Below are 25,286 nucleotides of genomic sequence, written 5' to 3'. Positions count from 1 at the left end.
AAGGAGCATGGATATGGAACACAAAATGGTGTTAAACATTGGCCGCGAATTTGGCAGCGGCGGTCGGGAAATCGGCAAACTGGTGGCTCAAAAGCTGGGCATTCCCTATTACGACAAGGAGCTGATTGTGCTGGCGGCAGAGAAGTCCGGCCTCAGTCCGGAATATCTCACCAGCCTTGACGAACAATCTGTCAGCAGCTTTCTATACTCCTTCTCCGGGGCCAATTTCTCCATGGGAATGCGGGTAAACAGCGTCAACGTTCTGCCCCCCGCTGACCAGCTGTTTTTGTCCCAGTCCGAGGTCATTCGGGACATTGCCAAGCAGGGCGGCGCGGTAATCGTGGGCCGCTGCGCGGACTATGTGCTGCAGGAAAAATACAACCATCTCAACGTCTTCATTCAGGCCCCCCTGCGCCAGCGTGTGCAGCGGGTCATGGAGCGTCACGCTCTGGAGCGAAAGGCGGCGGAAAGTCTAATCGCCAAGACCGACAAGAACCGCGCCAACTACTATCTCCATTTCACCGGCGAAAAGTGGGGCGACCGGAAGTGCTTTGACCTGATTCTCTCCAGCTCCATCGGCATTGAAGCTGCGGTGGACATCATCACGAGCTACTATCTGCAGGTGGAAGCCGCATCGGAAAAGTAACCGTTTTCAGGAGGCCGCGCCATGCGTCTGGAAACCAAACGTCTGCTTCTGCGCCCATGGCGGGAGAGCGACGCGCAGAGTCTGTTCGACTATGCAAAAGACCCCCGGGTGGGCCCCATCGCGGGTTGGATGCCCCACGCCAGCGTGGAGTACAGCCGCCAAATCATTCGGGAAGTCCTCTTGGCAAAGGAAACCTACGCAGTGGTTCTCAAACGTGAGGGCGACCGGGCCGTGGGCAGTATCGGCCTTCTGCGGGGCAGAGCCAGCAACCTGCCGCTGCTGGAAAAGGAAGGGGAACTGGGCTTCTGGATCGGTGTGCCCTACTGGGGGCAAGGGCTGATTCCCGAGGCCGCCCGCGCGCTGATTCGCCATGCCTTTGAGGATTTGGGTCTTGAGGTTTTATGGTGCGGATATTTTGATGGAAATGAAAAATCCCACCGGGCACAGACCAAGTGCGGCTTTGTTTTCCACCACACCGTCCCGGATGTCTATTGGACTCCTATGGACGACATTCGGACCGAACATATCACCTGCCTGACAAAAGGTCAGTGGCAGGCGCGGCGGGCGGATGACTAATTCATTAAAAAGGGCAGCGGCTGGTCCGCTGCCCTTTTTCCGTCCCTTTCCGGTTGCATTTTTTGTCGAAACTGGTAAAATGACCGTATGCAAAGGCCGTTTCATTCCTATCTGTTGCAAACCCGTCATACGGTTTTATGGCGCTGCTGTCAAAACACCGGAAGGCGTTTCTGGGAAGAGCAGGATGACAGCGGCCGTCTCAAAAGGAGGACACCCATGGAAACCAAAATACAGCTGGAAAACGAAGCCCCACCCTGTGAGAAAAAACCCCGCTTTCGTCCCATCCGATCCCTGAGGCTGGTGATTTTCGGTGTGGCGCTGTGTGCTGCGGTGGGCGTTGTCTGCTTTTTTGCCGGGCGGGCCGGAGGCGGTGCAATCCGGCAATCTGTGGAACTGGACGCGGTCGTGCTGGAAAATCAGCTCAGTGAGATCAGCGAGCTGGCCAGCGTCAGCTGGTCGTATACGAACATGGCGCAGTTTGAAAGCAGCAACGAATTTTACGGGATGACGCTGCCGTTCACCACCAAAAAATTCATTCTCACCTATGACGGCGAGATTAAGGTGGGCGTGAATCTGCAAAAGGCGGTTGTGGACGTATCCGGTACGGAAGTCACCGTCCATCTGCCGGATGCGGAGATTCTATCCCACGAGATCGACGAGGACAGCGTGGAGGTCTTTGACGAGAAAACCTCCATCTTCAACCCCTTCACCGTGGAGGATTTCACCGCCTTTCAGGCGGACCAGAAGGCTGCCATGGAGGAAAAGGCCCTTGCCAAAGGGCTTTTGAAAGAGGGGCGGGAAAAAGCCGTCAGCAGCGCCAAGCTCCTTTTGGAAGCGGCTCTGCCGGAAGACTGTACGCTCCGCGTCAGCTGATGCGGAACATCCGCCGCAAGTCCGTCCGTCTTCGCGCGGTTTCGATCAGATGAGACAGGTGCTGTCCGCAGTCCTTTCCCCCTGCACCGCAGTTTCCGGCGCGGACGAAATTACGCCGAGGATTTTCGCTTCTACACTTCGATGATAAAAGCGGACGGCTCTTCGCAAACGCGGAGAGCCGTCCTTTTCCATCTATTATCAGTGGCAGTGCGGATTCCCCCGCATTCATTCAGCGCAGGAATCTGCGCAAGACGCTCAACAGCTCCTGCTGCTGCACAGGTTTGGAAAGATGGGCATTCATCCCCGCCGCGCGCGTCTCCTGCCGGTCCTTTTCAAAGGCGTTGGCTGTCATGGCAATGATGGGAATATCCGCCGCGTCCGGCCGTCCAGAGGTACGAATGGCTCTCGCCGCGTTAATGCCGTCCATCACGGGCATCCGGATATCCATTAAAATCGCGTCGTAATGCCGAACGTCGGCACTGAGATAGCATTCCAGCGCCGTCTGCCCGTTTTCCGCATGGTCAATTAACATCCCGTGGCGGGTGAGCATCTTTTTTGCAATCTCGGTATTAATCGGATGATCTTCTGCCAGAAGAATCCGTTTTCCTTCCAAGCAGACCCATGCGGCAGTTTCGGGGGGTTCCTCCTCTGCGTCGTCAATCGGCTGGCCCTTGGGCACCGTGATCTGGACGGTAAATTCACTGCCTTTCCCCAGTTCGCTTTTCACGCGGATTGTACCGTTCATCTGCTCCACCAGATTCTTCACAATCGCCAGCCCTAACCCCGTCCCCGACTGAGGGTTCTGATAAATGTTGTGTTCCTGTTCAAAGGGGTCAAAGATGCGTTTCAAGAAATCCCTGCTCATTCCGCAGCCCTGATCCCGGAACACCATGGTGCTGGTGACCTGATTTTCCCCGCAGAGGGCATGGTTCACCGTACAAAAGATTTCCGAGCCGGGCTTTGAGAATTTAACGGCGTTGCCCAAGATATTCACGTAGATCTGTTGAACGCGCAGCGGATCAATCACGACGAACGGTGCGGACGCACCGCTGATATCCATGTGAAAGCGGATATGCTTTTCCTCCATACGAGGAACCATCAAATCCCGAATTGTGCGGAACATCTTCTGCGCATTTACATTTTCCGGGTGCAGCTCCACGCGGCCCGACTCGATGCGGCTCATATCCAGCACATCGTTAATCAGACCCAGCAGATATTCGCCCGAGGTCTGGATTTTCGTCAGCATCTCCACAACGCCGGCCGTCATCGCATCTTCTTTTGCCAACTGGGTAAGGCCGAGGATGGCGTTCATGGGGGTGCGGATTTCATGGCTCATGCGGGAAAGGAACTCGCTTTTCGCCTGATTTGCCCGCCGGGCCTCTTCCAGAGCGGAGCGCAGCGCCTCGTTTCGGCGGCGCTCCTTGGCAAAGACATCCGTGGTATCGGTCATCGTGCAGCAAACTGTACCGCTGTCCCTGTCCAGCCAGTCAAAGGCATAGCGCAGCCGCCGAATATTTCCGGAGCCGCTGCGGCAATCGGTATAGACCACGTATTCCGTATTTTTCTCCAGTTGGGCGCGAACCTCCGTAAAACGCAGGCGGTCCAGCGTGTCCTCCATGTCGTCTCCGGCATAGGAATCCCGAACCGTACCCAGGATGGACTCCTCCACATGCGCGATCTCATGAATGAAATTCTGGCCGTCCTGAGAGGAGAAAATCCGCGCGGTATCCGACGCCAGATCAATCCGCAGGATCATCAGATATTCCCGGCGGATCACCGTGTCCATGATCTGCTCCATGGATTTCTGATCGTCGATATCAAAGGAATAGATATTGGCCTCCACGTCCCCGGTAGCGGGGTTTCGGGCCATATCCACCCGCAGCGTCAACCAGCGGCAGGCCCCGTTAATCCAGCAGCTCCGGTCAACGGATATCAGAGAAGTACCCCGCTCATAGGCGTCCAGAAGCGCCTGTCGGTTAAAGCGGGTAAAGAACATCTCCGCCTGCTCCGCATTTACGGCCCGCTCCTTCATTCTTCGGAACATGGCGTCTGCCGTACCGTCCATTTCCGCCAGCAGATTCGGATACAGGGCGGGACCGGGAATGCAGGTGTTTTTCGTCAGATTCATCTGCGCGGATGCCACAGCGTTGGGCAGCAGCGCCTGAATCTGCTGGTTCTGCCGCTCATACCGCTCCATCTCTCGGTGCCGCTCCGTACAGATCACACCGGTACACAGCACCTTTGTTCGATTCCCCTCTCCATCGTGCAGCGCGGTCATTTTGATCTCAATCCACTGCACCGTTCCGTTTGCCTGCCGCTCCCGCACCTCGCAGGCGGCATGTTCTCCGCCCGCGTCGATGATCTCAAACGCCCTGCGCAGCTCCGGCACGTCTTCTTCAAGGGTAATGTTCTGGGCATACCAGGAATCCGGGTAGTTTACCATTTTCTCGGGCAAATTGTACATTTTGCAGGAAAACTTGCTCTGATACGCAATTTGCTGCTCAGGGTAATAGATCCAATAGTCCACATTGGCGTGGGCCATGGCCGCCTGCAGCGTGCGCTCGTCCTCCTCCAGATGCTCTTGCAGCTGTTTAAGCGCATTTACATCGCTGAATACGCCGTAATAAGTCCGGCTGTCATTCTCCGTCTGGGCCAAAGCCGCCTGCAGAGACATCCAAATATAGGTCCCGTCCTGCCGGCGCATTCGAAAAGTTTCCTGCACATGCTGCGCACCCTGTCGGCAAAGGCTGATCTGTTTCCAGAAAGAGTCCCGGTCATCGGGATGGATCTCCCGCACCTGATGAGGGTCCCTGTCTTCGGGCGGGGACGAATAACCCAGCATCTGATAGAAGCCTGTGTTGAAATGGAGCATCTCGAAATCGTTTGCTCCGTCCACCCGGAACGAGCAGATGCCCCCCGGCACCAAATCCAGCACGTTTTGAAGCTGCCGCTCCCGCGCCTGAACCTCTCCGATCAGGACCCGGCGTCTGCGGTTGTCCCGCAGCACAATGACCAGCAGCGCAATTAGCAGGATGAAGACGCCCGCGCCGCCAAAGAGAAACTGCTGATACTGGTGCATGGCGTCCCGCACAGGGTCGTTGAGATATTCTGTACCTCTGGGCAGGGCACCGCGCGAAATTTGGCAGCGATCCATCACCTGCTTGTCAAACCGGGAGATCACCGGCATTTTTAAAAGCTCCATATCCGTGATGGAAGTCTCTCCGTCCAGAATCCGACGGGTGTACTGCCCGATCTGATCGGCCATATCCTCCACAGAAACCACACACCCGCCCAAAAAACCGGTTCCAAGACTGGCGGCGCTGGCAGAAAAAATAGGGCGGGGCGTCATGGCCGTCAGCATTTCTGCCGCCTGCAAATCGCTGTATGTATTTCCGCTGCCGTCAAGCCTCACCTGCGCGTAGATCAAAATTGTATCCTCGCCGTATCCCCCCATCACCTGACGGATTTCGTCCTGCTTCCTTGTACTCAAATCCAAGCTCTTGAAATCCAGCTGAGGGAACGTACTCTCCAAGCAGTAAAAGGTCCCCATCATCCCCCGTGCAGCGTCGGTTCCGTCCCCGATGCAAACCACCTGCTTTGCATTGGGATATAGGCGCGTGGCAAGCGAAATTGTCTCCCGGAACGGCAGAGAGCTCTCCGCGCCGGAGATCAGCTTGTCCTGTGCGGCGGTGGCGGCCAGAAGCGGCTGGCGAACATCCAGAAAGAGAATGGGCATACCAGCAAAGTAATCGTTTTGATATTCCAGCGCGAACTTCAGCGCCGCGTCTCCGCTGACGATTACCGCATCGATGGTGGGCAGCAGCCGCCATGTATCCAGCCTGTGGCGCAGCGCCAAAGACGCCGCCCGCTCGCTCTGGTTGCGGGTATCCATAAAGAGATATTTCACGCCGGCATCGCGGCCCAGCGCCCCGGAAATCGCCTCCAGTTGAATGGGGACGCTTTCCAGTTCATAGGAATAGGAGCCGATGTACAGCACCTGATGGTCGTCGTCCACGGCGTGGGCGCCGGGAGCGTATAAAAAAAGCAGCACGGCAAGGAGCGATAAGCATATCGCCCTCCGTCGTGCTGCAATCCAATCTCTCCGTCTGCCGCCCATATCCTTCCACCTCTCCCCGAATACATGGCTGCATCCGCCAAACCATTGAGTAGTATACTCTTTTTCAGGGAGCTTGGCAAGGAAAGTTGTCAATAACCGCCAAAAAATGATTTAGAATGACACTCAGAGTACGTAAAAGTACACCGCCGCATAGTGAAAAAGCGATCCCGCCAGAATCAGCAGATGGAACAGCTCATGAAACGTCCACTCCGCAGAAATATTGGGCTTTTTAATCGCGTAAAACACCGCGCCCAGCGAGTAGCTTACGCCGCCCAGCGCCACCAGCGTCATGCAGGGCTGGCCTACCGCCGCAAAATCCTTGGCCACGAACAGCACCGCCCAACCCATGGCAAGATAGACTACCGTGGACAAAACGCGGGGTGCATTGATCCAAATCAGCTTCATCAGGATTCCCGCCAGCGCCACCGCCCACAGCGTGATGCAAAACCGAACGCCCGTGGGCTGGGGCAGCATCACCATGGCAAATGGCGTGTAACTTCCGGCAATGAGGACATAGATCATGCTGTGATCCATCTTCCGCAAAAATCGTTTTGCTCCGGCGGTGAACTCATTGCCGGGATAGTAATGATAGACCGCGCTGGCAGTATACAACGCCAGCGCCGACAGGCAAAATACCAGCGCCGCCCAAAGCGTGGCCGCCGGAACGTTCAATCCCACGCCCCGCACCGCCATCACGATGCAGCCAACCAGCGCGCCCACCGCACCCAGAGCATGAGTTTCAAAGCTGACACGGTCCTGTGCTTTCGCCACTAAATCACGCATAAAACGAGACTCCCTTCGGTTATCTGTTAAATATCATTTTCAATATTATATTACATCATTTGAAAAATATTTCAAGTAGTTTTTAGAATTTTGTTTCGTCAATTTTCACAAAACACTGCCTAAAAATTTTTTTGCCCGCCTGCTTGCAATTTATGCGCAGGTCCGATACAATAAACTGACAAAAGAAAAATGATAGCTGGAACGAAGTGCTCTTGCGCACGGGCTGACACCTATCATTTCTTTTTGATGGGTGTTTCAAACCAAAAAGGGTTTGGAGCGCCTTTTCTTTTTATCAGACAGAAAAGCGGGAATATTGAAATAAGACAGGAAGACAGGAGGTTTTTGAAATGATTTTACTGGCAAACGGAAAGCTCATCACCCGTGATGGGGCAGGCACAGGGTTCTATCCGGACGGCGGCGTGGTCACCGACGGAGGAAAGATTGTGGCCGTGGGAACAACGGCGGAGCTGAAGGCACAGTATCCTCAGGCGGAATTTGTGGACGCCAAGGGCGGCGTGATTATGCCCGGCCTGATCAACGCACACACTCATATCTATTCCGCTCTGGCCCGGGGCTTGAGCATCGCCGGGAACAACCCCACCAATTTCTTTGAGGTACTGGACGGCACTTGGTGGGCCATCGACCGGCATTTGGATATGGAGGCCACGAAGGCTTCTGCCCAGGCGCTGGTGATCGACTCCATCAAGCAGGGCGTCACCACCATTTTTGACCACCACGCCTCCTTCTGTGAGATTCCCGGCTCCCTAATGAAGATCGCCGAGGTCACGCAGGAATACGGGATGCGCGCCTGCCTTTGCTACGAGGTGAGCGACCGGGACGGGGATGAGAAATCCATCCAGTCCGTGCAGGAAAACAAGGACTTCATTGACTACTGCGAGAAAAACCCCAGCGACATGCTCAAGGCCCTTTTCGGCGGTCACGCCCTGTTCACCATCTCCGACAAGACCTTTGACCGCATGGTCGCCGCCAACAACGGGCGGGTGGGCTTCCACATTCATGTGTCCGAGGGTATGAACGATGTGTATGACTCCCTGCAAAATTATGGCCGCCGCCCTGTCCAGCGGCTACAGGACCACGATATTCTGGGGTCGAAGACGCTTTTGGGTCACTGCATCCATGTGAACACCGCCGAAATGGACATCATCAAGGCAACGGACACCATGTGCGTCAACAATCCCGAGAGCAACATGGGCAACGCCGTGGGCATCTCCCCCATTTTGCAGCTTTGCCAAAAGGGCATTCTGGTGGGCATGGGTACCGACGCCTATACCAACGACATGCTGGAGTCCTTGAAAGTGGCGCTGTGTTCTCAGCGGCACAACGCCTGCGCCCCCAACGTGGCTTGGTGTGAGGTGACGGATATGCTCTTCCGCAACAACGCGAAAATTGCCAACCGCTCTTTTGAAACGCCTCTGGGTGTTTTGAAGCCCGGCGCGGCGGCAGACGTGATTGTTATGGACTACAAGCCGTACACCCCGTTTTCCGACGAAAATATCGATGGTCACATGCTGTTCGGCATGACGGGCCGCCAGTGCCAGACCACCATGATCAACGGCAAGATCGTCATGAAAGACCGCGTTCTGACCCAGATCGACGAGGAGGCTGTCAACGCCCACGTTCTGGAGAGTTCCAAGCGTCTGTGGGGGCAGCTTAATCACAGAGAGTATTAATTTTTATCAAATTGATGCTTTGTATTAAACAGACTGTATTTATTCGACGCAATACAACAAATTGTACAAAACTTAGCTGGGGCGCAGCCCATGGCAGGCGTGGCAGACAAGCCAAACTCCCCAGTTGAATCATGAGGAAATCTAAAAACGGAGGTAAGAGACATGAGCGAATTAATGACCCCCATTCCCTTCCGGGAACTGATGACTTGGATCACTACGGAGCACCAGAACGAAGGCTCTGTGTTCGGCGTCCATCGCCCCTATCGTGCCGGGACGAAAACGCTTCCCATTTTCGGAGAGAAAATCGAAACCCCCTTCGGCCCCGCCGCGGGACCTGCCACTCAGCTGGCCCAGAACATCATCGCCGGATATTACGGCGGCGCCCGGTTCTTTGAGCTGAAAACCGTTCAGAAGATGGACGGTGCGGAGCTGGCCGCCTGCGTCAACAAGCCCTGCATTTTGGCCAACGACGAGTGCTACAACTGCGAGTGGTCCACGGAGCTTTATATCCCGCAGGCATTCGAGGAGTATGTGAAAGCATGGTGCGCCTGCAAGATGATGGCTCACGTATACGGACTGGGCGACCCAGACGGGTTCGTATTCAACATGTCCGTGGGCTATGATCTGGAGGGCATCAAGGGAGAGAAGATCGACACGTTCCTCAACGGCATGATCGACGCGTCCGGCACGTCTATTTTCCGGGAGTGCATTGCCGTTTTGCGGCAGATGTTCCCCGGCGAGGAGGCATTTATCTCCACCATCACGCCCCACGTCTCCCGCAGCGTCACCGTCTCCACGCTCCACGGCTGTCCGCCGGACGAGATCGAGCGCATCGCCAGCTATCTCATCACAGAAAAGCACCTGCACACCTTCGTAAAGTGCAATCCCACCATTCTGGGCTACAAGACCGCCCGGACGGTTCTGGACTCTATGGGGTATGATTATATCGCCTTTGACGAACACCACTTCAACGAGGATTTGCAGTATGCCGACGCGGTGCCCATGTTCCATCGGCTGATGGCTCTGGCGGCGAAAAACGGGCTGGAATTCGGCCTGAAGCTTTCCAACACCTTCCCCGTGGACGTAAAGGGCAAGGAACTGCCCAGCGAGGAGATGTACATGGCGGGCAAGTCCCTCTTCCCCCTGACCACCATCATGGCAGCCCGCATCTCTAAAGAGTTCAGCGGCCGGCTGCGCCTGAGCTATGCCGGCGGCGCGGACTTTTTCAACATCGACAAGCTGTTTGCCTGCAACATCTGGCCCATCACCATGGCCACCACAGAGTTGAAGCCCGGCGGCTATCAGCGCTTCAAGCAGATCGGCGAAAAGCTGGAGAAGCTCACTTACGAACCGTTTACCGCTGTGGACGTGGGCGGGATCGAGGCGCTGAGCCTTGCCGCGCAGAGCGACAAGTACCATGTCAAGGCCGTGAAGCCTCTGCCTCGGCGCAAGCTGTATGAAAAGGTTCCTCTGCTGGACTGCTTCACCGCGCCCTGCGAGGGCGGATGTCCCATCCAGCAGGATATTCCGGAATATATCGAGCTGTGCCGTCAGGAGCGGTATGAGGATGCTCTGCGGCTCATCACCGAGAAGAACCCCCTGCCCTTCATCACCGGCACGATCTGCGCCCACCGCTGCATGAACAAGTGTACCCGCAATTTCTACGACGATCCGGTGCAGATCCGCGCCGCCAAGCTGGTGGCGGCGGAAAAGGGCTACGACGCGCTGATGCGCGGTCTGAAAGCCCCCGCCCCCGCCGGGAGCGGCGTGAAAGCCGCCATTATAGGCGGTGGCCCGTCCGGTCTGGCCGCGGCATACTTCCTGGGCCGCGCGGGCGTTCCCTGCACGATCTTTGAAAAGGCTGACCGCCTTGGCGGCGTGATTCGGCAGGTCATCCCCGGCTTCCGCATCAGCGACGAAGCCATCGAAAAGGATATCCAGCTGGTTTTGAAGATGGGCGCGGAGGTCAAGTGCGGCGCGCCCGCACCCTCTGTGGCAGAGCTGCAGGCACAGGGCTATACCCACATCTATTTTGCCGTGGGCGCATGGAAGGCCGGAACGCTGGCAATGGACGGAAACGTGGTCCCCGTTATCGGCTGGCTGCTGGACTTGAAGGCCGGGAAAGAGGTTTCTCTGGGCCATGTGGCCGTGGTGGGCGGCGGCAACACCGCCATGGATGCGGCACGGGCCGCCCTGCGGGCAGGCGCCAAATCCTCCACGCTGGTCTATCGTCGGACGAAGAAACAAATGCCCGCCGACGCGGAGGAGCTGGAGCTGGCCATTGCCGACGGCGTGCAGTTCTTGGAGCTTGTGGCCCCCGTGGAGCAGAAGAATGGAACGCTGCTGTGCAAGAAGATGAAGCTGGGCGAGCCGGACGCGTCCGGGCGGCGTGCGCCGGTGGAAACCGGTGAAACCGTGGAGATCAAATGCGACACCGTGGTTTCCGCCGTGGGCGAGAAGGTGGACAGCCAGCTGTTCGCGGACAATGGTATTGCGGTGGATGCCAAGGGCATTCCCGACTTCAAGACGAACCTTCCCGGCGTATACTGCGGCGGCGACGCTATGCGCGGCCCCGCCACAGTGGTGGAGGGCATTGCGGATGCACAGGGCTTCGCCAACGAAGTGCTGAAAGCGGTCCACACCGCTGCATACCCGGTCAATTCTTCCGCCTCCCGCCAAGACGCGCTGGCAAAGAAGGGCATTCTCTGCGAATCTGCCAAGTGCGAGGGCGAGCGGTGCCTCAGCTGCAATGTGGTGTGCGAGTGTTGCGCGGACGTATGTCCCAACCGGGCCAACGTGTCCGTCGAGACACCCGACGGGCGGCGGCAGATTCTGCATGTGGACCGGATGTGCAACGAGTGCGGCAACTGCGCGGTGTTCTGTCCCTATGACTCCGCGCCTTATCGGGATAAGTTCACCCTGTTCCACAGCAAGGAGGACTTTGACGAAACTCCCAACGCCGGCTTCCTGCCGCTGGGTGAACGCAAGGTGTTGGTCCGGTTGGACGGTACTGTTTTTGAAGCGGATCTGGATGAAAAGAACGACCTGCCTGCGGGCATTGAGTGTCTGATCCTGACCGTGTTCAGCAAGTACGGATATTTAATGGGATAAACCCCATTCTCTCAGAGGATTTCCTGCCCAACCTTTGCGGTCGGCATTGGAAAGTGCAGTTCACACAAATTAAACCCGGTCCTCTTCCCTTTCGGGAAGAGGACCGGGTTTTCGCTTTTGGAAACCGTCTTATGGGCTTTGCCGCGTATCCCATTTTAAGCAGCGAGGTTTGCATCCCGTCAGATTTTAAAGCACAGTTCGCACAAAAAGGAGGAACCGGGCGTCGGAGCGCTTGCTCGCTCCAACGCCCGGTTGAGGGATTGTGCTTCCCAAGCGGCGGGTCTACAAGCCGCCGCTCGAGTTCACAAAGCACACAATCTACTGGCGGCGTTCCGCCGCTCAGGGGGCCAGAAATCCCGGCAGCCATGTAGTCAGCGCGGGAATAAAGGTAATCAGCATCAGCACCACGATGGAAATCAGCAGCGTGGGCAAAATCGCTTTCAGCGTGCGGGACAGGCTGGTTTCCGCGATCTGATTGGAGATCAGCAGGCACAGCCCCACGGGCGGCGTCACAAGGCCAATGCACAGGTTGAAACTCATGACGATGCCAAAGGTCAGAAAATCAATGCCAAACGCCGTCAGCAGCGGAGTCAAAATGGGGGTCATCATGATAATGGCGGCGTTGGCCTCCATCAGCATACCGATCACCAAGAACAGCAGGTTCAACAGCAGCAGGATGACAATTTTGCTGCTGGTAATGGCGCTGAAGCCATCCAGCATCTGCTGAGGCAGGCCCGACGTGACCACCACGTAGCTGGATGCCTTGGACAGACCCACCATGACCATGATGGTGGCGGTGGACACCGCGCCGTCCACAAACAGGCCCGGCAGTTCCTTCCATGTCAGGTCCCGGTAAACGAACAGGCTGATAATCAGTGCGTACAGCACAGCTACTGCCGCTGCCTCCGTGGGCGTGAAGATGCCACTGAAAATGCCGCCCAGAATAATCACAGGCATCAGCAGCGCCCACACCCCGTCTTTAAAGGTCCGGGCCACTTGACGGGCAGGTATTTTCTTATGGGCAGGCAGATCGTGGCGCTTGCCGTAAACCAGACAGTAAACGATCAGGCTGCCCGCCAGAATGATTCCGGGAATCACCGAGCCGATAAACAGGGACGACACCGACACGTTGGTGATGCTGGCATACACAATCAGCGTAATAGACGGCGGGATAATCGGCCCCAGAATCGAGGCGATGGAAGAGATCGCCGCCGCAAAAGTGGGTGGATACCCCTCTCGCTTCATCGCCGGAATGGTGATGCCGCCAATGGCAGAGGCCGTGGCAACGCCGGAGCCGGAGATGGCACCGAACAAAGAAGAGGCCAGCACCGTCACCATGCCAAGACTGCCCTTAATGCGTCCAATCAGGGCGTTGGCAATGTCAATGAGCTTGGTTGTAATGCTGCGAGACATGATGTTGCCCGCCAGAATAAAGAACGGAATTGCCAGCAGCGATGCGGAGTTCATGCCGGCAAACAGCTTTTGGGGCAGCACCAGCATGGGCATTCCCGCCATATTCAGCGCCACCAGCGTACCGATGCCCAGAGCGATGTAAATGGGAATTCCGAGGAAAGCCAGCACCAGCAGCAAGACGATGACAACAAGACCAACATTCATTCCTCCTCCGCCCCCTTCCGCAGTGCGTCCACATTTTTCAAAACAACTTCAACAGAAGTTAAAATCATCAGCACCACGCCCGCCGGAACAGCGGCGTAGGGCACGGACATAGGGACCTGCAAGCCCACGGAGATATTGCTGCCGCCGGTACGTACCAGCCCCACGGAATAGACCAGCAGAAACAGCAGAAACACAATGCCTACCAAGGTGGAAGCGATGGTAAAAACACATTTCATCCGGGGCTTCAAGCAGTTGATCAGTACGTCGATCTGCAAGTGGCTGTTGCGCCGTACGGCGATAGCGGCCGCGATCATCACCTCAAAGATGAAGAGGTAACGAGCCAGTTCCTCGCTCCATGTATTGGCCGCCGAGAACACATAGCGCAGAACCACCTGATACGCCATGACCATCAGCATGGCGGCTACTGCCAACGCCAGCAGAAACTTTTCAATTTTCTCCAGAACATCCAGAAATTTTGAGTAGCCTTTCAGCATAGGAGCACCTCTTTCTCTGTTTCCGGCATGTCACTTATCCGGCGTTGTCCATAGCCTTGATCTGATTGACCCAGTCGGCCAGATCGGGATAGTTCTTTTCAGCAAAACCGTCAAACGCGTTAGAGAACGCCTTGGTATCCACCTCAATGATCTCGCAGCCCTTTTCCCGCAGCGTCTGCTCGGCGGCAGTATCCTTTTCGGACTGCACCTCGCTGATCTGCCGGCCGGCATACTCGGCGGCCTCCTTCACAGCGTCTTGAATCTCCTGAGGCAGAGAGTTAAAATAGTTGCGATCCATCATAAACAAGTTGCAGGAATAAACATGGTTGGTCTTGATCCAGTATTTGCAAACCTCATCGAAGGAGTAGTTCAGGTCGTCCACCATGGGGTTTTCCTGCCCTTCCACGGTTCCCTGCTGCAACGCGGTGTAAACCTCGTTCATCGCCATGGGCGTGGGGGACGCGCCGATCCATTGCCAGGTCTTGACGTACACGTCCAGATTGGGTGCGCGGAGCTTGAAGCCCTTAAAATCCTCCAGCTTTTCCATTCGCTTAGTGGCGGTAACAATGCGCGCACCGCGATAGGCCCCGCCCAACAGCTTGAATCCGGCAGCCTCTCCGATGGCAGTCTTCATCTCCTCGCCCAGATCGCTGGACCAGACGTTCATAAAGTGATCGTAACCGCTGTAAACATAGGGCATTGCGTCAATGTTGGCCAGTGTGGTGAAGGGGGCCAGTGTCCCCACGGACTCGCAGATAATGTCTGCAACGCCTACGCTCATGCCCTCCAGTACCTCAGTGGTGCTGCCAAGACTTGCCCCGCCGTACAGCGTCACGTTGACCTGTCCACCCGTCAGCTCGTTGACCTTGTCCGCAAAGATAGCCGCCGCGTCATAGGCGTTGTCTCCTTCCGTGGAATTCAGGGCACATTTCCAATTGTACGCGGCGCTGCCGCCGGAAGCTGCTGCGGAGCCGCCGCTCACTGTGGGCGCGGAGCCGCCGCATCCGGTCAGCAAACCGCTCAGAGTCAGAGTCGCGAGGATACCCGCCAAAAGTCTCTTTTTCATCGTAACTTCCTCCTTAATATTCGGTCTCTCTTTTTATTGGAGCCTTGCGGGGGAGGGGGATTCCCAAGTGTTGCTGCCCACGGTCACGTCCATCTTGTCCTCATAGTATTTGACCATGGCAGCCTGATCCTCGTCGATATGACCGTTGTCGTTCATCCAATCCATAACTTGGAGCACCACGTCGCCCATGGGCAGGTCCACGCCCAGCTTGTGGGCATAGTGCTTGACGTTGAGGATATCCTTGCGGTGAACCGCCACCCGCGCGCCTGGGGTGTAGTCCCGGCGGATAATCATGGGGATCTTGTTGTCATACAGCGGTCCGCCCACAAAGCCGCAGCGGGTGGCGTCAAAGGTGGTTTGCAGATCGATGCCCGCCTTGGCGGCAAAGGCATATGCCTCGCAATAGGCCACCAGCATGGCACCCGCCGCTAGATTGTTCACCAGCTTGGTAATGTCACCGCTGGCCGCGCCGCCCGTGTAAACCGGATGCCCCATGTACTTGAGGATTGGCTCCACTGCGTCAAACGCATCCCTGTCGCCGCCGGTCATGATGGCCAGCGTGCCTTCTATCGCCATGGGATTGCCGCCGCTGACGGGCGAATCCAGCAGATACATACCCGCTGCCGCCGTCTTTTCGTACAGGTCCTGAATGATGTCGGGCGCAGTAGAGCTGAGATCCACAATGATATTGCCGGCTTTTCCATACCGAATGGCCTGTTCCACCGAGTTGATGATGATGGCATGGGTAGGAAGCATCTGCAAAATCACGTCACAGGTCTTGTAAATCTTCACCGGATCGTCCACCGGTGTGCCTCCGGCCTGACGAAATGCCTCCCGCTGGGCTTCCGCCACGTCAAAGCCCAGAATCGACTGACCGGTGCCTTTTACGATATTGCTTGCCATGGGCAGTCCCATGACGCCCATACCTAAAAAACCGATCTTCTTCATAAACACATCTCCTACGCGTAACCCGTAAATTTCATTTAAAATTTTAAATTTAAAATCTTTAATTTGGATTCTAGGCTTCATTGGAACAAATGTCAATTCTTTTCTCTTGTTAAAATTAAAACTAGCGAGTTTGCCCAAAACATTTTTTTTTTGGATACTTTGTACGCTGTTGTTTTTGAAATTTCTCTTCTTCAGCTTAAAAGCCGACTGATAAAATGGTGGCTCTACCGAAATTTCTTCAGAGTAAAATGCAATTGCCGCCGGATGTTTGTCAAATTCTTGACATTGCTAATTTTTATGTTACTATATTAGCAAAACCAAGTTGCTATGGAGGCTTTATGGATTATCCCGAGTCACTGCAGGACTATGCGCTGGACGAGATCAGACGGCGCATTCAAACCGGCGTGTACCCTGTCAGCTCCAAACTGGCGCCCCAGAAGATTGCCGCAGATCTGAATATCAGCAGTACCCCCGTTGTGGCTGCTTTGAACCGTTTAGTCTCTCAGGGACTGGTGGAGCGAATTCCGCGCCGGGGCTTCATTGTCAAGCAGTTTTCCACACAGGATATCCGCAACTATTTTGACACCCGCATCATGATGGAGTGCTGGGCCGTCAACACGGCCATTCAAAATGTGGACAAGTTTCCGGATTTGATTGCGCAGCTGCAGGAAATCGTTGACCAGTTTGACAACATCTCCCCCACCGACCTGACAACGGCACGGGATCTTGAAACTCGATTCCACCTGCTGTTGATTCAAATGGCTGGCAACGATCAGCTGACTCGGCTGTATGAATTCAACTGGAGCGTTGGCAGTGTCTTTTTTGTTTACAGTGTAGGACGGGTCACGCCGGAGGATTTTCAGATTTCCCTGCGGGAACACCGCAAGATCCTCAACGCTCTGCTTCAGCGGGACGAGGCACGCCTGTTGTCCCTAATTCGGGATCATCTGCGGTTTTTGAACAAGGCCATCGGCTGGTACAAGTGAGGTTCCGTATGGAGCCGCTGTCCTCACAAAAAAAGCTCCCCACATCAGGTGCAAACCCGATGCGGGGAGCGTTCATTTTTATAGAAAAGTTTTGTCTAACACGCAGATATGTCCGAAAAGAGGCAGGGACTCTTTCGCGGGGACCGGCTGCTACCCGTCTTTCTCCCAACGCAGTCGGAGACAGCCCAACGCAACCCATGCTGCCGCCAGAACCAGAGCCAGCAGTTCCATGCCCACAGAGCCTCGCCCAATGATGGACACACTGGTGTTGGACGATTTCCCGCTCCACTCAGCATAGTATCGCTGAACCCGCGGCATCCAATAAGCATACCGCACCAGTCCCGTCATCCCCCAGCACAGCGCTGTCATCGCCCATTGGGGCAGAATCCATCGGCGAAAGCCCTTTTTTAGCAGAGGCAGCGTGAATACTACCGCCAGAACCAGCAGCAGCAACGCAAAACGAGGTCTGGCCTCCTCAATCTTTCCAATCGGGGGCGGCGTCAGATAGGCCAGAAACCAATATCCGCAAGCCAGCAGCGGGATCGCCGCGCCAATCGCCTGCCGCCAGCGGGGGCGCTGGCAGTAAGCCCGCAGCCGCGCGCCCTCGTGCTCCGGGGCGGAAAGGCCGCCCCGCCTGACCACTGCATATTGGGTTACCGCTGTCAGCGCCAGCGCGGGAAGCAGAGCCGCACCGAAACCCCACAGAAGGTTCGTCTGGAAATTTTGGAAGAACTGCATCTGTTCCAGTGCGTTTTCCCCATAAATCGCCCCCATGGCAAGCCAGCCAGCAACCAGCGACACCGCACGCACGCACAGCGACAGATTTACCGACGCATCCATGATGAGGTTCGCGCCGAGGAACCAGCGGCTCTGGTAGGTATAGTAGCGCTGGAGGTACACACCGTACGCCATGCAGCCAAGGTACGCCAGATAGCACACCGCCGACGGCATGAACAAATCCAGCAAAAAGAACAGCGCACCCCCGCCGAGGGCAAAGGCAAAGGACAGCAGATTCTGCCAGTCCGTCTGCGTTAACTGCCGCACGGGTCGTTCCCCGTCCAATAAATCGTCCACTGTAACGCCCAGTGCTCTGGCCAACGGGACCAGCAAGTCTACGTCGGGGTAGCCACCGTCCGTTTCCCAGCGTGAGATCGTCTTATTGCTCACGCCAATGGCGTCGGCCAGTTCCTGCTGAGTCAAGCCACGCGCCTGACGAAAACCGCGAAGCTGCTCCGCAAATTTCCGAGGCATCTCCTCACTTCCTTTCTTCATGAAAAGTATACCATAGGCCCTGTTGTGCCGCTACCCCACAAGGCGGGAATTCTGTCCCGTTTTCCGGGAAAGTGCTTGCATTGCAAGGAAATTCGGCCCCTGCCTTTCGGTTTTCCCCGAAGGCAGTTTCCCTGCGAGGATTGGTCTGCGCAGACGATCCGCCTGCGCAGACTTGGGGGCACATTCTTCCCAAATCCGAAACATGTGATCGTAAAGCGCCGGCGTCCATAAAGCGGACGCTGGCGCTGAATCAATTATGGGATGTTACCGCCTGCCATGCAGGCGAGTGATTTCATAAAAAAGCAAACTGCCGAAAAAGTCCAATGGACCTTTTCGGCAGTTTGAAAGCATTCAAATCATCTGAATGGCACGCTGTTAAAGCAATGCCTTTTCAGTGGATTCTTACTTCTCCTCGACTTCGATAACAGCGCCGGAACCAACGGTACGGCCACCCTCACGGATAGCGAAACGCAGGCCTCTCTCGATAGCGATCGGGGTAATCAGCTCAACGTCCATCTCGACGTTATCGCCGGGCATGCACATCTCAACGCCCTCGGGCAGAGAGATCACGCCGGTCACGTCCGTAGTACGGAAATAGAACTGAGGACGATAGTTGTTGAAGAAAGGAGTGTGACGGCCGCCCTCGTCCTTGCTCAGAACGTAGACCTGGCCCTTAAACTTGGTGTGGGGATGAATGGAACCGGGCTTCGCCAGAACCTGGCCACGCTCGATGCCGGTACGGTCAACGCCACGCAGCAGAACGCCGATGTTGTCGCCAGCCTCAGCGTAATCCAGCAGCTTGTGGAACATCTCGATGCCGGTAACGACGGTCTTCTTCTTCTCCTCGGCCATGCCGACGATCTCGATTTCCTCGCTCATCTTCAGGACGCCGCGCTCCACACGACCGGTAGCAACCGTGCCACGGCCAGAGATGGTGAACACGTCCTCGACGGGCATCAGGAAGGGCATATCTTCCTTACGGTCGGGAGTGGGGATATAGTCGTCAACCGCGTCCATCAGCTCCTTGATGCAAGCATACTCGGGAGCGGCAGGATCGGTGGACTCGCAGACCAGAGCATTCAGCGCGGAGCCCTTGATGATGGGCAGATCGTCGCCGGGGAACTCATACTTGCTCAGCAGCTCGCGGACTTCCATCTCAACCAGCTCCAGCAGCTCGGGATCGTCGACCTGATCGCACTTGTTCAGGAACACGACGATGGCGGGCACACCCACCTGACGGGCGAGCAGGATGTGCTCGCGGGTCTGGGCCATGGGGCCGTCGGAAGCAGCGATAACCAGAATTGCACCGTCCATCTGGGCAGCGCCGGTGATCATGTTCTTGATATAGTCGGCATGGCCCGGGCAGTCAACGTGAGCATAGTGACGCTTGTCGGTCTCATACTCAACGTGGGCGGTGTTGATGGTGATGCCGCGCTCTTTCTCTTCGGGGGCCTTATCGATGTTGTCATAAGCCTCGAACTGGGCCTTGCCCTGCAGGGACAGCCACTTGGTGATAGCAGCGGTCAGCGTGGTCTTGCCATGGTCAACGTGACCGATGGTGCCAATGTTAACATGGGGCTTTGTTCTTTCAAATTTCTGCTTAGCCATTTGAAAATCCTCCTATCAAATTCAAAAATCCTTGCGGGCAGCGCAGTTTTTATTCAGCACTGCTTATTTTACCGTAAAACGCGGGGAAAATCAATCCCCAATTATTCGGCCTTGTTCCCGTTTCGGGCAGCCACGATCTTCTCCCGAATGTTCTTGGGCATCTCCAAATAGTGGCTGGGCTCCATGGTGTACTGGCCACGGCCCTGCGTACGGGAGCGGAGGTCGGTGGCATAGCCGAACATGTCGGCCAGAGGCACATGCGCATCGATCTGCTGTGCACCGGGACGGGCTTCCAGCTTCACGATCTGTCCGCGGCGGCTGTTCAGATCGCCGATGACATCGCCCATATACTCGTCGGGCACGATGACGCAGACCTTCATGATGGGCTCCAGCAGCGTGGCGTCTGCCTTGCGGCAGGCCTCCTTAAACGCCATGGAACCAGCGATCTTAAATGCCATTTCAGAGGAGTCAACCTCGTGGAAGGAGCCGTCATACAGCGTAACCTTCACGTCCACCACGGGGAAGCCGGCGACCACACCAGCATTCAGGGCGCCCTGAATACCGGCATCGACAGCAGGAATATACTCCTTGGGAATCGCACCGCCAACCACCGCGTTGATGAACTCATAGCCCTTACCGGACTCGTTGGGTTCCACACGGATCTTAACGTGACCGTACTGGCCCTTACCGCCGGACTGACGAGCATACTTGGTGTCCTGCTCGACCTTCTTCTTGATGGTTTCCTTGTAAGCGACCTGAGGTGCGCCCACGTTGGCCTCCACCTTGAACTCGCGGAGCATACGGTCCACGATGATGTCCAGATGCAGCTCGCCCATACCGGCGATAATGGTCTGGCCAGTCTCTTCGTCGGTCCAAGTCTTGAAGGTGGGGTCCTCTTCCGCCAGCTTAATCAGGGCCATGGTCATCTTTTCCTGACCGGCCTTGGTCTTGGGCTCGATTGCCACGCGGATAACGGGCTCGGGGAACTCCATAGACTCCAAAATGATGGGAGCTTTTTCATCACACAGCGTATCGCCGGTGGTGGTGTTCTTCAGGCCGACGGCGGCTTCGATATCGCCGGCGTAGACCTCTTCGATATCCTCCCGGTGGTTGGCGTGCATCTGCAGGATGCGGCCAATGCGCTCCTTCTGGCCCTTGGTGCTGTTCAGCACGGTGGAGCCGGTGGTCAGATGACCGGAGTACACCCGGAAGAAGCTCAGACGACCCACATAGGGATCGGTCATGATCTTAAATGCCAGCGCGGAGAAGGGCTCGTCGTCGCTGGGCTTACGGTCCTCTTCCTCGTCGGTCTTGGGGTTCACACCCTTGATGGCGGGGATGTCCAGAGGAGAGGGCATATAGTCTACGATGGAATCCAGCAGCTTCTGCACGCCCTTGTTCTTGTAGGACGTACCGCAGGTGACGGGAACCATCTCGTTGTTGACGGTGGCCTTGCGGATGGCCGCGCGGATCTTCTCCACGGGCACTTCTTCGCCAGCCAGATAGCTCTCCATAATGGACTCGTCCACCATGGAAACAGCATCCATCAGCTTTTCACGGTACTCATTGGCCTGATCGAGCATGTCGGCGGGGATATCCTCCACGCGCAAGTCCTTGCCCAGATCGTCATAGTACACATCGGCCTTCATTTCCACCAGATCGATGATTCCCTTAAAGGTATCTTCGCTGCCGATGGGGAGCTGAATGGGAACAGCGTTGCACTTCAGCCGATCTTCGATCATCCGCAGGACGTTATAAAAGTCCGCGCCCATGATGTCCATCTTATTGACGTAGATCATGCGGGGAACCTTATAGGTATCTGCCTGACGCCACACAGTCTCGGACTGGGGCTCAACGCCGCCCTTGGCACACAGAACGGTCACAGAGCCGTCCAGCACGCGCAAAGAGCGCTCCACTTCCACAGTGAAATCCACGTGGCCCGGGGTGTCGATGATATTGATGCGGGTATCGGGGAACTGGTTCTTGGACCCCATCCAGTGGCAGGTGGTGGCGGCGGACGTAATGGTAATACCGCGCTCCTGCTCCTGCGCCATCCAGTCCATGGTGGCAGTGCCATCATGGGTCTCACCGATCTTGTAGTTTACGCCGGTGTAGAACAGGATACGCTCGGTAGTGGTCGTCTTGCCCGCATCAATGTGGGCCATGATGCCGATGTTGCGGGTATTTTCGAGTGTGTTTTTTCTCGGCATAGTCTTTCTCCTTAATAGCGGAAGTGCGCGAATGCCTTGTTGGCCTCAGCAGCCTTATGGACTTCCTCACGCTTCTTCACGGCGGCGCCGGTGTTGTTGGACGCATCCATGATCTCGCTGGCCAGACGCTCCGCCATAGTGCGCTCACCGCGAGAACGGGCATAGGCGGTCAGCCACCGCAGACCCAGAGTCTGACGGCGAGCGGGACGAACTTCCAGGGGGACCTGATAGGTTGCGCCGCCAACACGGCGGGCTTTGACTTCCAGGCTGGGCATAATGTTCTCCATAGCCTGTGCAAATACTTCAACGGGGTCCTTCTCGGTCTTCTCCTTGATCTGATCAAAGGCCGCATAGACCACCTTCTGGGCCACGCCCTTCTTACCGTCCAGCATCACGCTGTTGACCAGCTTGGTCACCAGAATGGAACCGTAAACGGGATCGGGCAGAACCTCTCTTTTGGGAACGTTACCTCTTCTCGGCACGATACTTCCCTCCTTCATAATAATATGATGTCATAGGTACTCAAAAGGCAAATCTGCCTTCCGTGAATGCCTGCCAAAGAGGTAAAATATATATAAACCTGTTCGGCAAAGCTTTCAGTTTGCAGTCCTTACTTGGACTTGGGACGCTTGGCGCCGTATTTGGAACGAGCCTGCATACGGCCGGAAACGCCCTGAGTATCCAGAGTACCACGGATAATGTGATAACGGACGCCGGGGAGATCCTTGACACGGCCGCCGCGGATCATGACGACGGAGTGCTCCTGCAGGGAGTGACCCACGCCGGGGATATAAGCGGTGACCTCGTAGCCGTTGGTCAGACGAACACGGGCGATCTTACGCAGAGCGGAGTTCGGCTTCTTGGGGGTGGCCGTTCTCACCGCGGTGCAGACGCCTCTCTTCTGAGGGGAGGGCAGATCGGTGTTCTTGTTCTTCAGGGTGTTCAGGCCAAACTGCAGTGCGGGGGATGCGGACTTGTAGGAGGCCTGCTCCCGTCCTTTACGGACCAGCTGGTTAAAAGTAGGCATATTGTTCTCCTTTCTACTAAATGTTCTGGCTGTGGAACACACAGCCTTTATTTTTTGCGGAAAGTCGGCAGACTATTCCGAAAAAAACGAAATTTTCCATCCTTATTTTAAAAGGACGGCCACAGCGGCGCCCACGCTGATGCGGCAGGCATCGCCAAGCTGCGCCATCGTGCACGTTTTCTCCACGGGGACGCCATTTTCGTCGCAGCTTTTTGCAAGGGATTCCAGCAGCTCCGGATCCGCGTCGCAGGCCAGAAACACCTTGGCGGCCTGCCCCTGAGAAATGGCTCTGCGGGATTGCTTGATGCCCACGACCCTGGACTTTCCTGTTAATTCCTCCAGCACGCGGTAGATCCCTCACATTCGCATGGCAAAATTCGCGGAATATCCGCGCAGGTTGAAATTGTACCATGATTTATGAGCACAGTCAAGCGTTTGTTCGGAATCTCTGCCGAATTTTTTCATATTCCGCCTTCTGCGGTTCAAAAAGGTGACACAGTACGGGAAATCCCCCGCAGCCAGTCGGCCGCGGGGGATAAAAAAGCTGAAAATCAGCGCTTGCTGAACTGAGGCGCGCGACGGGCGGCCTTCAAGCCGTACTTCTTGCGCTCCTTCATACGAGGGTCGCGGGTCAGGAAACCGGCCTTCTTCAGGATGGGACGGTTGTCCTCGCTGGCCAGCAGCAGAGCACGGGCGATGCCGTGGCGCAGAGCGCCGGCCTGACCGGACACACCGCCGCCGGTAACGGTGGCGACAATGTCCATCTTCCCGGTGTTTTCAGTGGCCTCCAGAGGCTGACGAACCACCATCTTCAGGGTGTCCAGACCGAAATACTCGTCGATGTCACGGCCATTGATGGTGATAGAACCAGTGCCGTTGGGGAACAGGTGAACGCGGGCGACAGAGGACTTTCTCCGGCCGGTGCCGTACAGATAGGGCTTCTTAGACTGATACATTCTGTTCTTCCTCCTTATTCCGCGTCGAGCGCCACGGGCTTCTGGGCCTGCTGCTCGTAGTTTTCATCGGCATAGATGTGCAGACGGGTCAGAGAAGCGCGGCCCACGCTGTTCTTGGCCAGCATGCCGCGGACAGCCTCGCGCATGGCGAGCTCCGGCTTCTCCTTCATCAGGATGCGGTAAGGAGTTTCCTTCAGGCCGCCGATCCAGCCGGAATGAGTCCGGTAGAACTTCTGGTTGCCCTTGTCGCCGGTCAGCACAGCCTTACCTGCGTTGATGATGATGACAAAGTCGCCGCAGTCGGCATGGGGAGTGAAGGTGGGCTTGGTCTTGCCGCGCAGGATGTCAGCAGCCCGAACGGCCGTCTTGCCCAAGGGCTTGCCGGCGGCGTCCAGGATGTACCACTTGCGCTCAATATTGGACGCGTTCGCCATAAAAGTGGACATATTTTTTCCTCCGTATATGAAATTCTTGATTTTCTTTACAAACCTGATGGTTCAGGGTAAAATCAGAGCAAGATTATTTATACCACCTGATGTCTGCAATGTCAACACGAATTTAATTTATCTCCACCATTGCTTTTGTTTTCTTTGTTTTTCTTTTAATATCTCTCGAATTCTAACTTTCCATTTTTATTTTTTTACACAGAAAAACGGAGGCGGCGTACCGCCTCCGCTGGGAATCGGACACCCTATATCATATGTAACCGCTACAAGATCCACTGCACCAGCAGCAACAGGATGAACCCCGGCAAGCCTAAGACCCCCACAATCAGGGCGTTCCATAGGTTCAGCCCCAGCGCAATGCCGGTCCACGGGGCCGCCAGCCCCGTCAGGTACAGGGCAAGGAACCCCAGCAGCGTGTTGGCAAGCAGCTTGAGTGCCAGCCGCAGCGGCGCTTTAAAAATGCGCAGAAGGGCCGCCAGCAAAAAGACCGCCAGCAGCCCCGCGATTACTTTTTGACTCAGGTCCATGTGGCGGCCTCCTCCGTCTTTGCCATCGCCGCCGTATCGGGGCAGCGGGCCTTGATCGCGCGGATCAGGTAATTGCACCGGGCTTTGGCAGCGCTGATTTGAAAGATGCAGGATTCCACCAACTCCGGGTCCGTGGCCAGATCAAACTGGCGGTACGCCAGAGACAGCTCGCCCTGCGCCATCCGCAGCTCCGCTTGCAGGGCCTCCAGCATAGAGTCCTGCGCGGGACGTTTGGAAAAGAACGCGCTCTTCATACGACTCCCCCATTTCCTTACGCTCTATATCTTACGGAGAGTTTGGACAATTATTCCAATTTCTATACAGGAGAGTAC

22 protein-coding genes are annotated in these 25,286 nt (G+C 56.1%); 6 read left to right on the top strand and 16 right to left on the bottom strand.

Annotated elements, in window-relative coordinates; translation table 11 throughout:
- Positions 1–13: 13 nt before the first annotated feature.
- The 3 genes from ON16_RS14550 to ON16_RS14540 all read left to right on the top strand — a co-directional run bounded on the left by ON16_RS14550 (position 14) and on the right by ON16_RS14540 (position 2,095).
- Positions 14–646 (top strand): cytidylate kinase-like family protein, encoded by a 633-nt coding sequence (locus tag ON16_RS14550; RefSeq protein ID WP_040664204.1) that lies wholly within the window; start codon positions 14–16, stop codon positions 644–646.
- Between the two features lie 21 nt (positions 647–667).
- A complete protein-coding gene (locus ON16_RS14545) occupies positions 668–1,222 on the top strand; it encodes a GNAT family N-acetyltransferase (RefSeq protein ID WP_040664201.1) in 555 nt (184 codons plus the stop codon).
- A gap of 216 nt (positions 1,223–1,438) precedes the next feature.
- Positions 1,439–2,095, top strand: a complete 657-nt coding sequence (locus tag ON16_RS14540) for a DUF4230 domain-containing protein (RefSeq protein ID WP_040664198.1) — start codon at positions 1,439–1,441, stop codon at positions 2,093–2,095.
- 229 nt (positions 2,096–2,324) lie between these two features.
- Here ON16_RS14540 and ON16_RS15205 read toward each other — a convergent pair whose 3' ends face one another.
- Together ON16_RS15205 and trhA are read right to left on the bottom strand one after the other, a co-directional pair.
- Positions 2,325–6,110, bottom strand: a complete 3,786-nt coding sequence (locus tag ON16_RS15205) for a PAS domain-containing hybrid sensor histidine kinase/response regulator family protein (RefSeq protein ID WP_158441635.1) — start codon at positions 6,108–6,110, stop codon at positions 2,325–2,327.
- Positions 6,111–6,335: 225 nt separating this feature from the next.
- Positions 6,336–6,995, bottom strand: a complete 660-nt coding sequence (trhA, locus tag ON16_RS14530; RefSeq protein ID WP_040664197.1) for a PAQR family membrane homeostasis protein TrhA — start codon at positions 6,993–6,995, stop codon at positions 6,336–6,338.
- Positions 6,996–7,342: 347 nt separating this feature from the next.
- On the opposite strand from trhA, the gene ssnA reads away from it, so the two are divergent.
- Both ssnA and ygfK read left to right on the top strand, forming a co-directional pair.
- Positions 7,343–8,686, top strand: a complete 1,344-nt coding sequence (ssnA, locus tag ON16_RS14525) for a putative aminohydrolase SsnA (RefSeq protein WP_040664194.1) — start codon at positions 7,343–7,345, stop codon at positions 8,684–8,686.
- A gap of 162 nt (positions 8,687–8,848) precedes the next feature.
- Entirely contained in the window at positions 8,849–11,797 is a 2,949-nt protein-coding gene (ygfK, locus tag ON16_RS14520) for a putative selenate reductase subunit YgfK (protein WP_040664191.1), read from the top strand.
- A gap of 339 nt (positions 11,798–12,136) precedes the next feature.
- On the opposite strand, the gene ON16_RS14515 is transcribed toward ygfK, so the two are convergent.
- Genes ON16_RS14515 through ON16_RS14500 form a run of 4 tightly spaced genes read right to left on the bottom strand, consistent with a single transcriptional unit; the run spans position 12,137 to position 15,922 of the window.
- Positions 12,137–13,414 (bottom strand): TRAP transporter large permease, encoded by a 1,278-nt coding sequence (locus ON16_RS14515; protein ID WP_040664188.1) that lies wholly within the window; start codon positions 13,412–13,414, stop codon positions 12,137–12,139.
- The gene (locus ON16_RS14510; protein ID WP_040664186.1) at positions 13,411–13,908 is read right to left on the bottom strand and encodes a TRAP transporter small permease; all 498 of its coding nucleotides are present in this window, start codon (positions 13,906–13,908) and stop codon (positions 13,411–13,413) included. Before ON16_RS14510 ends, ON16_RS14515 begins: the two co-directional genes overlap by 4 nt.
- 34 nt (positions 13,909–13,942) lie before the next feature.
- Positions 13,943–14,974: a TRAP transporter substrate-binding protein gene (locus tag ON16_RS14505; protein ID WP_040664184.1), complete on the bottom strand. Its 1,032-nt coding sequence runs from the start codon at positions 14,972–14,974 to the stop codon at positions 13,943–13,945.
- A gap of 33 nt (positions 14,975–15,007) precedes the next feature.
- Positions 15,008–15,922 carry an NAD(P)-dependent oxidoreductase gene (locus ON16_RS14500; protein WP_040664181.1) on the bottom strand — a complete coding sequence of 305 codons (915 nt, stop codon included), beginning with the start codon at positions 15,920–15,922 and terminating at the stop codon, positions 15,008–15,010.
- A gap of 338 nt (positions 15,923–16,260) precedes the next feature.
- Here ON16_RS14500 and ON16_RS14495 point away from each other — a divergent pair, with 338 nt between their 5' ends.
- Positions 16,261–16,908: a GntR family transcriptional regulator gene (locus ON16_RS14495; protein ID WP_040664178.1), complete on the top strand. Its 648-nt coding sequence runs from the start codon at positions 16,261–16,263 to the stop codon at positions 16,906–16,908.
- 150 nt (positions 16,909–17,058) lie between these two features.
- On the opposite strand, the gene ON16_RS15200 is transcribed toward ON16_RS14495, so the two are convergent.
- From ON16_RS15200 to ON16_RS14445, 10 genes are all read right to left on the bottom strand, one after another.
- A complete protein-coding gene (locus ON16_RS15200; RefSeq protein ID WP_051131805.1) occupies positions 17,059–18,159 on the bottom strand; it encodes a helix-turn-helix domain-containing protein in 1,101 nt (366 codons plus the stop codon).
- Between the two features lie 423 nt (positions 18,160–18,582).
- Positions 18,583–19,788, bottom strand: a complete 1,206-nt coding sequence (tuf, locus tag ON16_RS14485; RefSeq protein ID WP_040664176.1) for an elongation factor Tu — start codon at positions 19,786–19,788, stop codon at positions 18,583–18,585.
- A 101-nt stretch (positions 19,789–19,889) separates the two neighbouring features.
- Complete coding sequence (gene fusA, locus ON16_RS14480; protein ID WP_040664174.1) at positions 19,890–21,998, bottom strand: elongation factor G; 2,109 nt, start codon at positions 21,996–21,998, stop codon at positions 19,890–19,892.
- 11 nt (positions 21,999–22,009) lie between these two features.
- Positions 22,010–22,480 (bottom strand): 30S ribosomal protein S7, encoded by a 471-nt coding sequence (gene rpsG / locus ON16_RS14475; protein WP_193372966.1) that lies wholly within the window; start codon positions 22,478–22,480, stop codon positions 22,010–22,012.
- A gap of 128 nt (positions 22,481–22,608) precedes the next feature.
- The gene (gene rpsL, locus ON16_RS14470; RefSeq protein WP_040664170.1) at positions 22,609–23,025 is read right to left on the bottom strand and encodes a 30S ribosomal protein S12; all 417 of its coding nucleotides are present in this window, start codon (positions 23,023–23,025) and stop codon (positions 22,609–22,611) included.
- Between the two features lie 102 nt (positions 23,026–23,127).
- Positions 23,128–23,337 (bottom strand): ribosomal L7Ae/L30e/S12e/Gadd45 family protein, encoded by a 210-nt coding sequence (locus tag ON16_RS14465; RefSeq protein WP_243441841.1) that lies wholly within the window; start codon positions 23,335–23,337, stop codon positions 23,128–23,130.
- Positions 23,338–23,576: 239 nt separating this feature from the next.
- A complete protein-coding gene (gene rpsI / locus ON16_RS14460) occupies positions 23,577–23,981 on the bottom strand; it encodes a 30S ribosomal protein S9 (protein ID WP_040664165.1) in 405 nt (134 codons plus the stop codon).
- 14 nt (positions 23,982–23,995) lie between these two features.
- Positions 23,996–24,427, bottom strand: coding sequence for a 50S ribosomal protein L13 (rplM, locus tag ON16_RS14455; RefSeq protein WP_040664163.1), 432 nt, complete (start codon positions 24,425–24,427; stop codon positions 23,996–23,998).
- Positions 24,428–24,690: 263 nt separating this feature from the next.
- On the bottom strand, positions 24,691–24,954 hold the full coding sequence (locus ON16_RS14450) for a pro-sigmaK processing inhibitor BofA family protein (RefSeq protein ID WP_040664161.1): 264 nt from the start codon (positions 24,952–24,954) through the stop codon (positions 24,691–24,693).
- A complete protein-coding gene (locus ON16_RS14445; RefSeq protein ID WP_040664159.1) occupies positions 24,945–25,208 on the bottom strand; it encodes a DUF2508 family protein in 264 nt (87 codons plus the stop codon). Before ON16_RS14445 ends, ON16_RS14450 begins: the two co-directional genes overlap by 10 nt.
- Positions 25,209–25,286: the final 78 nt, after the last annotated feature.

This window comes from Oscillibacter ruminantium GH1, from assembly GCF_000307265.1.
In the GTDB taxonomy this organism is placed as follows: Bacteria; Bacillota; Clostridia; order Oscillospirales; family Oscillospiraceae; genus Oscillibacter; species Oscillibacter ruminantium.
The sequence above is the reverse complement of the archived record's forward strand: the minus strand, read 5'-3'. Positions and strand labels throughout refer to the sequence as shown.

Bases quoted from the DNA above. Each gene is read 5' to 3' on its own strand.
- ON16_RS14550 (WP_040664204.1), top strand. From the start codon at position 14: ATGGAACACAAAATGGTGTTAAACATTGGCCGCGAATTTGGCAGCGGC.
- ON16_RS14545 (WP_040664201.1), top strand. From the start codon at position 668: ATGCGTCTGGAAACCAAACGTCTGCTTCTGCGCCCATGGCGGGAGAGC.
- ON16_RS14540 (WP_040664198.1), top strand. From the start codon at position 1,439: ATGGAAACCAAAATACAGCTGGAAAACGAAGCCCCACCCTGTGAGAAA.
- trhA (WP_040664197.1), bottom strand. From the start codon at position 6,995: ATGCGTGATTTAGTGGCGAAAGCACAGGACCGTGTCAGCTTTGAAACT.
- ssnA (WP_040664194.1), top strand. From the start codon at position 7,343: ATGATTTTACTGGCAAACGGAAAGCTCATCACCCGTGATGGGGCAGGC.
- ygfK (WP_040664191.1), top strand. From the start codon at position 8,849: ATGAGCGAATTAATGACCCCCATTCCCTTCCGGGAACTGATGACTTGG.
- ON16_RS14515 (WP_040664188.1), bottom strand. From the start codon at position 13,414: ATGAATGTTGGTCTTGTTGTCATCGTCTTGCTGCTGGTGCTGGCTTTC.
- ON16_RS14510 (WP_040664186.1), bottom strand. From the start codon at position 13,908: ATGCTGAAAGGCTACTCAAAATTTCTGGATGTTCTGGAGAAAATTGAA.
- ON16_RS14505 (WP_040664184.1), bottom strand. From the start codon at position 14,974: ATGAAAAAGAGACTTTTGGCGGGTATCCTCGCGACTCTGACTCTGAGC.
- ON16_RS14500 (WP_040664181.1), bottom strand. From the start codon at position 15,922: ATGAAGAAGATCGGTTTTTTAGGTATGGGCGTCATGGGACTGCCCATG.
- ON16_RS14495 (WP_040664178.1), top strand. From the start codon at position 16,261: ATGGATTATCCCGAGTCACTGCAGGACTATGCGCTGGACGAGATCAGA.
- ON16_RS15200 (WP_051131805.1), bottom strand. From the start codon at position 18,159: ATGCCTCGGAAATTTGCGGAGCAGCTTCGCGGTTTTCGTCAGGCGCGT.
- tuf (WP_040664176.1), bottom strand. From the start codon at position 19,788: ATGGCTAAGCAGAAATTTGAAAGAACAAAGCCCCATGTTAACATTGGC.
- fusA (WP_040664174.1), bottom strand. From the start codon at position 21,998: ATGCCGAGAAAAAACACACTCGAAAATACCCGCAACATCGGCATCATG.
- rpsL (WP_040664170.1), bottom strand. From the start codon at position 23,025: ATGCCTACTTTTAACCAGCTGGTCCGTAAAGGACGGGAGCAGGCCTCC.
- rpsI (WP_040664165.1), bottom strand. From the start codon at position 23,981: ATGTATCAGTCTAAGAAGCCCTATCTGTACGGCACCGGCCGGAGAAAG.
- rplM (WP_040664163.1), bottom strand. From the start codon at position 24,427: ATGTCCACTTTTATGGCGAACGCGTCCAATATTGAGCGCAAGTGGTAC.
- ON16_RS14450 (WP_040664161.1), bottom strand. From the start codon at position 24,954: ATGGACCTGAGTCAAAAAGTAATCGCGGGGCTGCTGGCGGTCTTTTTG.
- ON16_RS14445 (WP_040664159.1), bottom strand. From the start codon at position 25,208: ATGAAGAGCGCGTTCTTTTCCAAACGTCCCGCGCAGGACTCTATGCTG.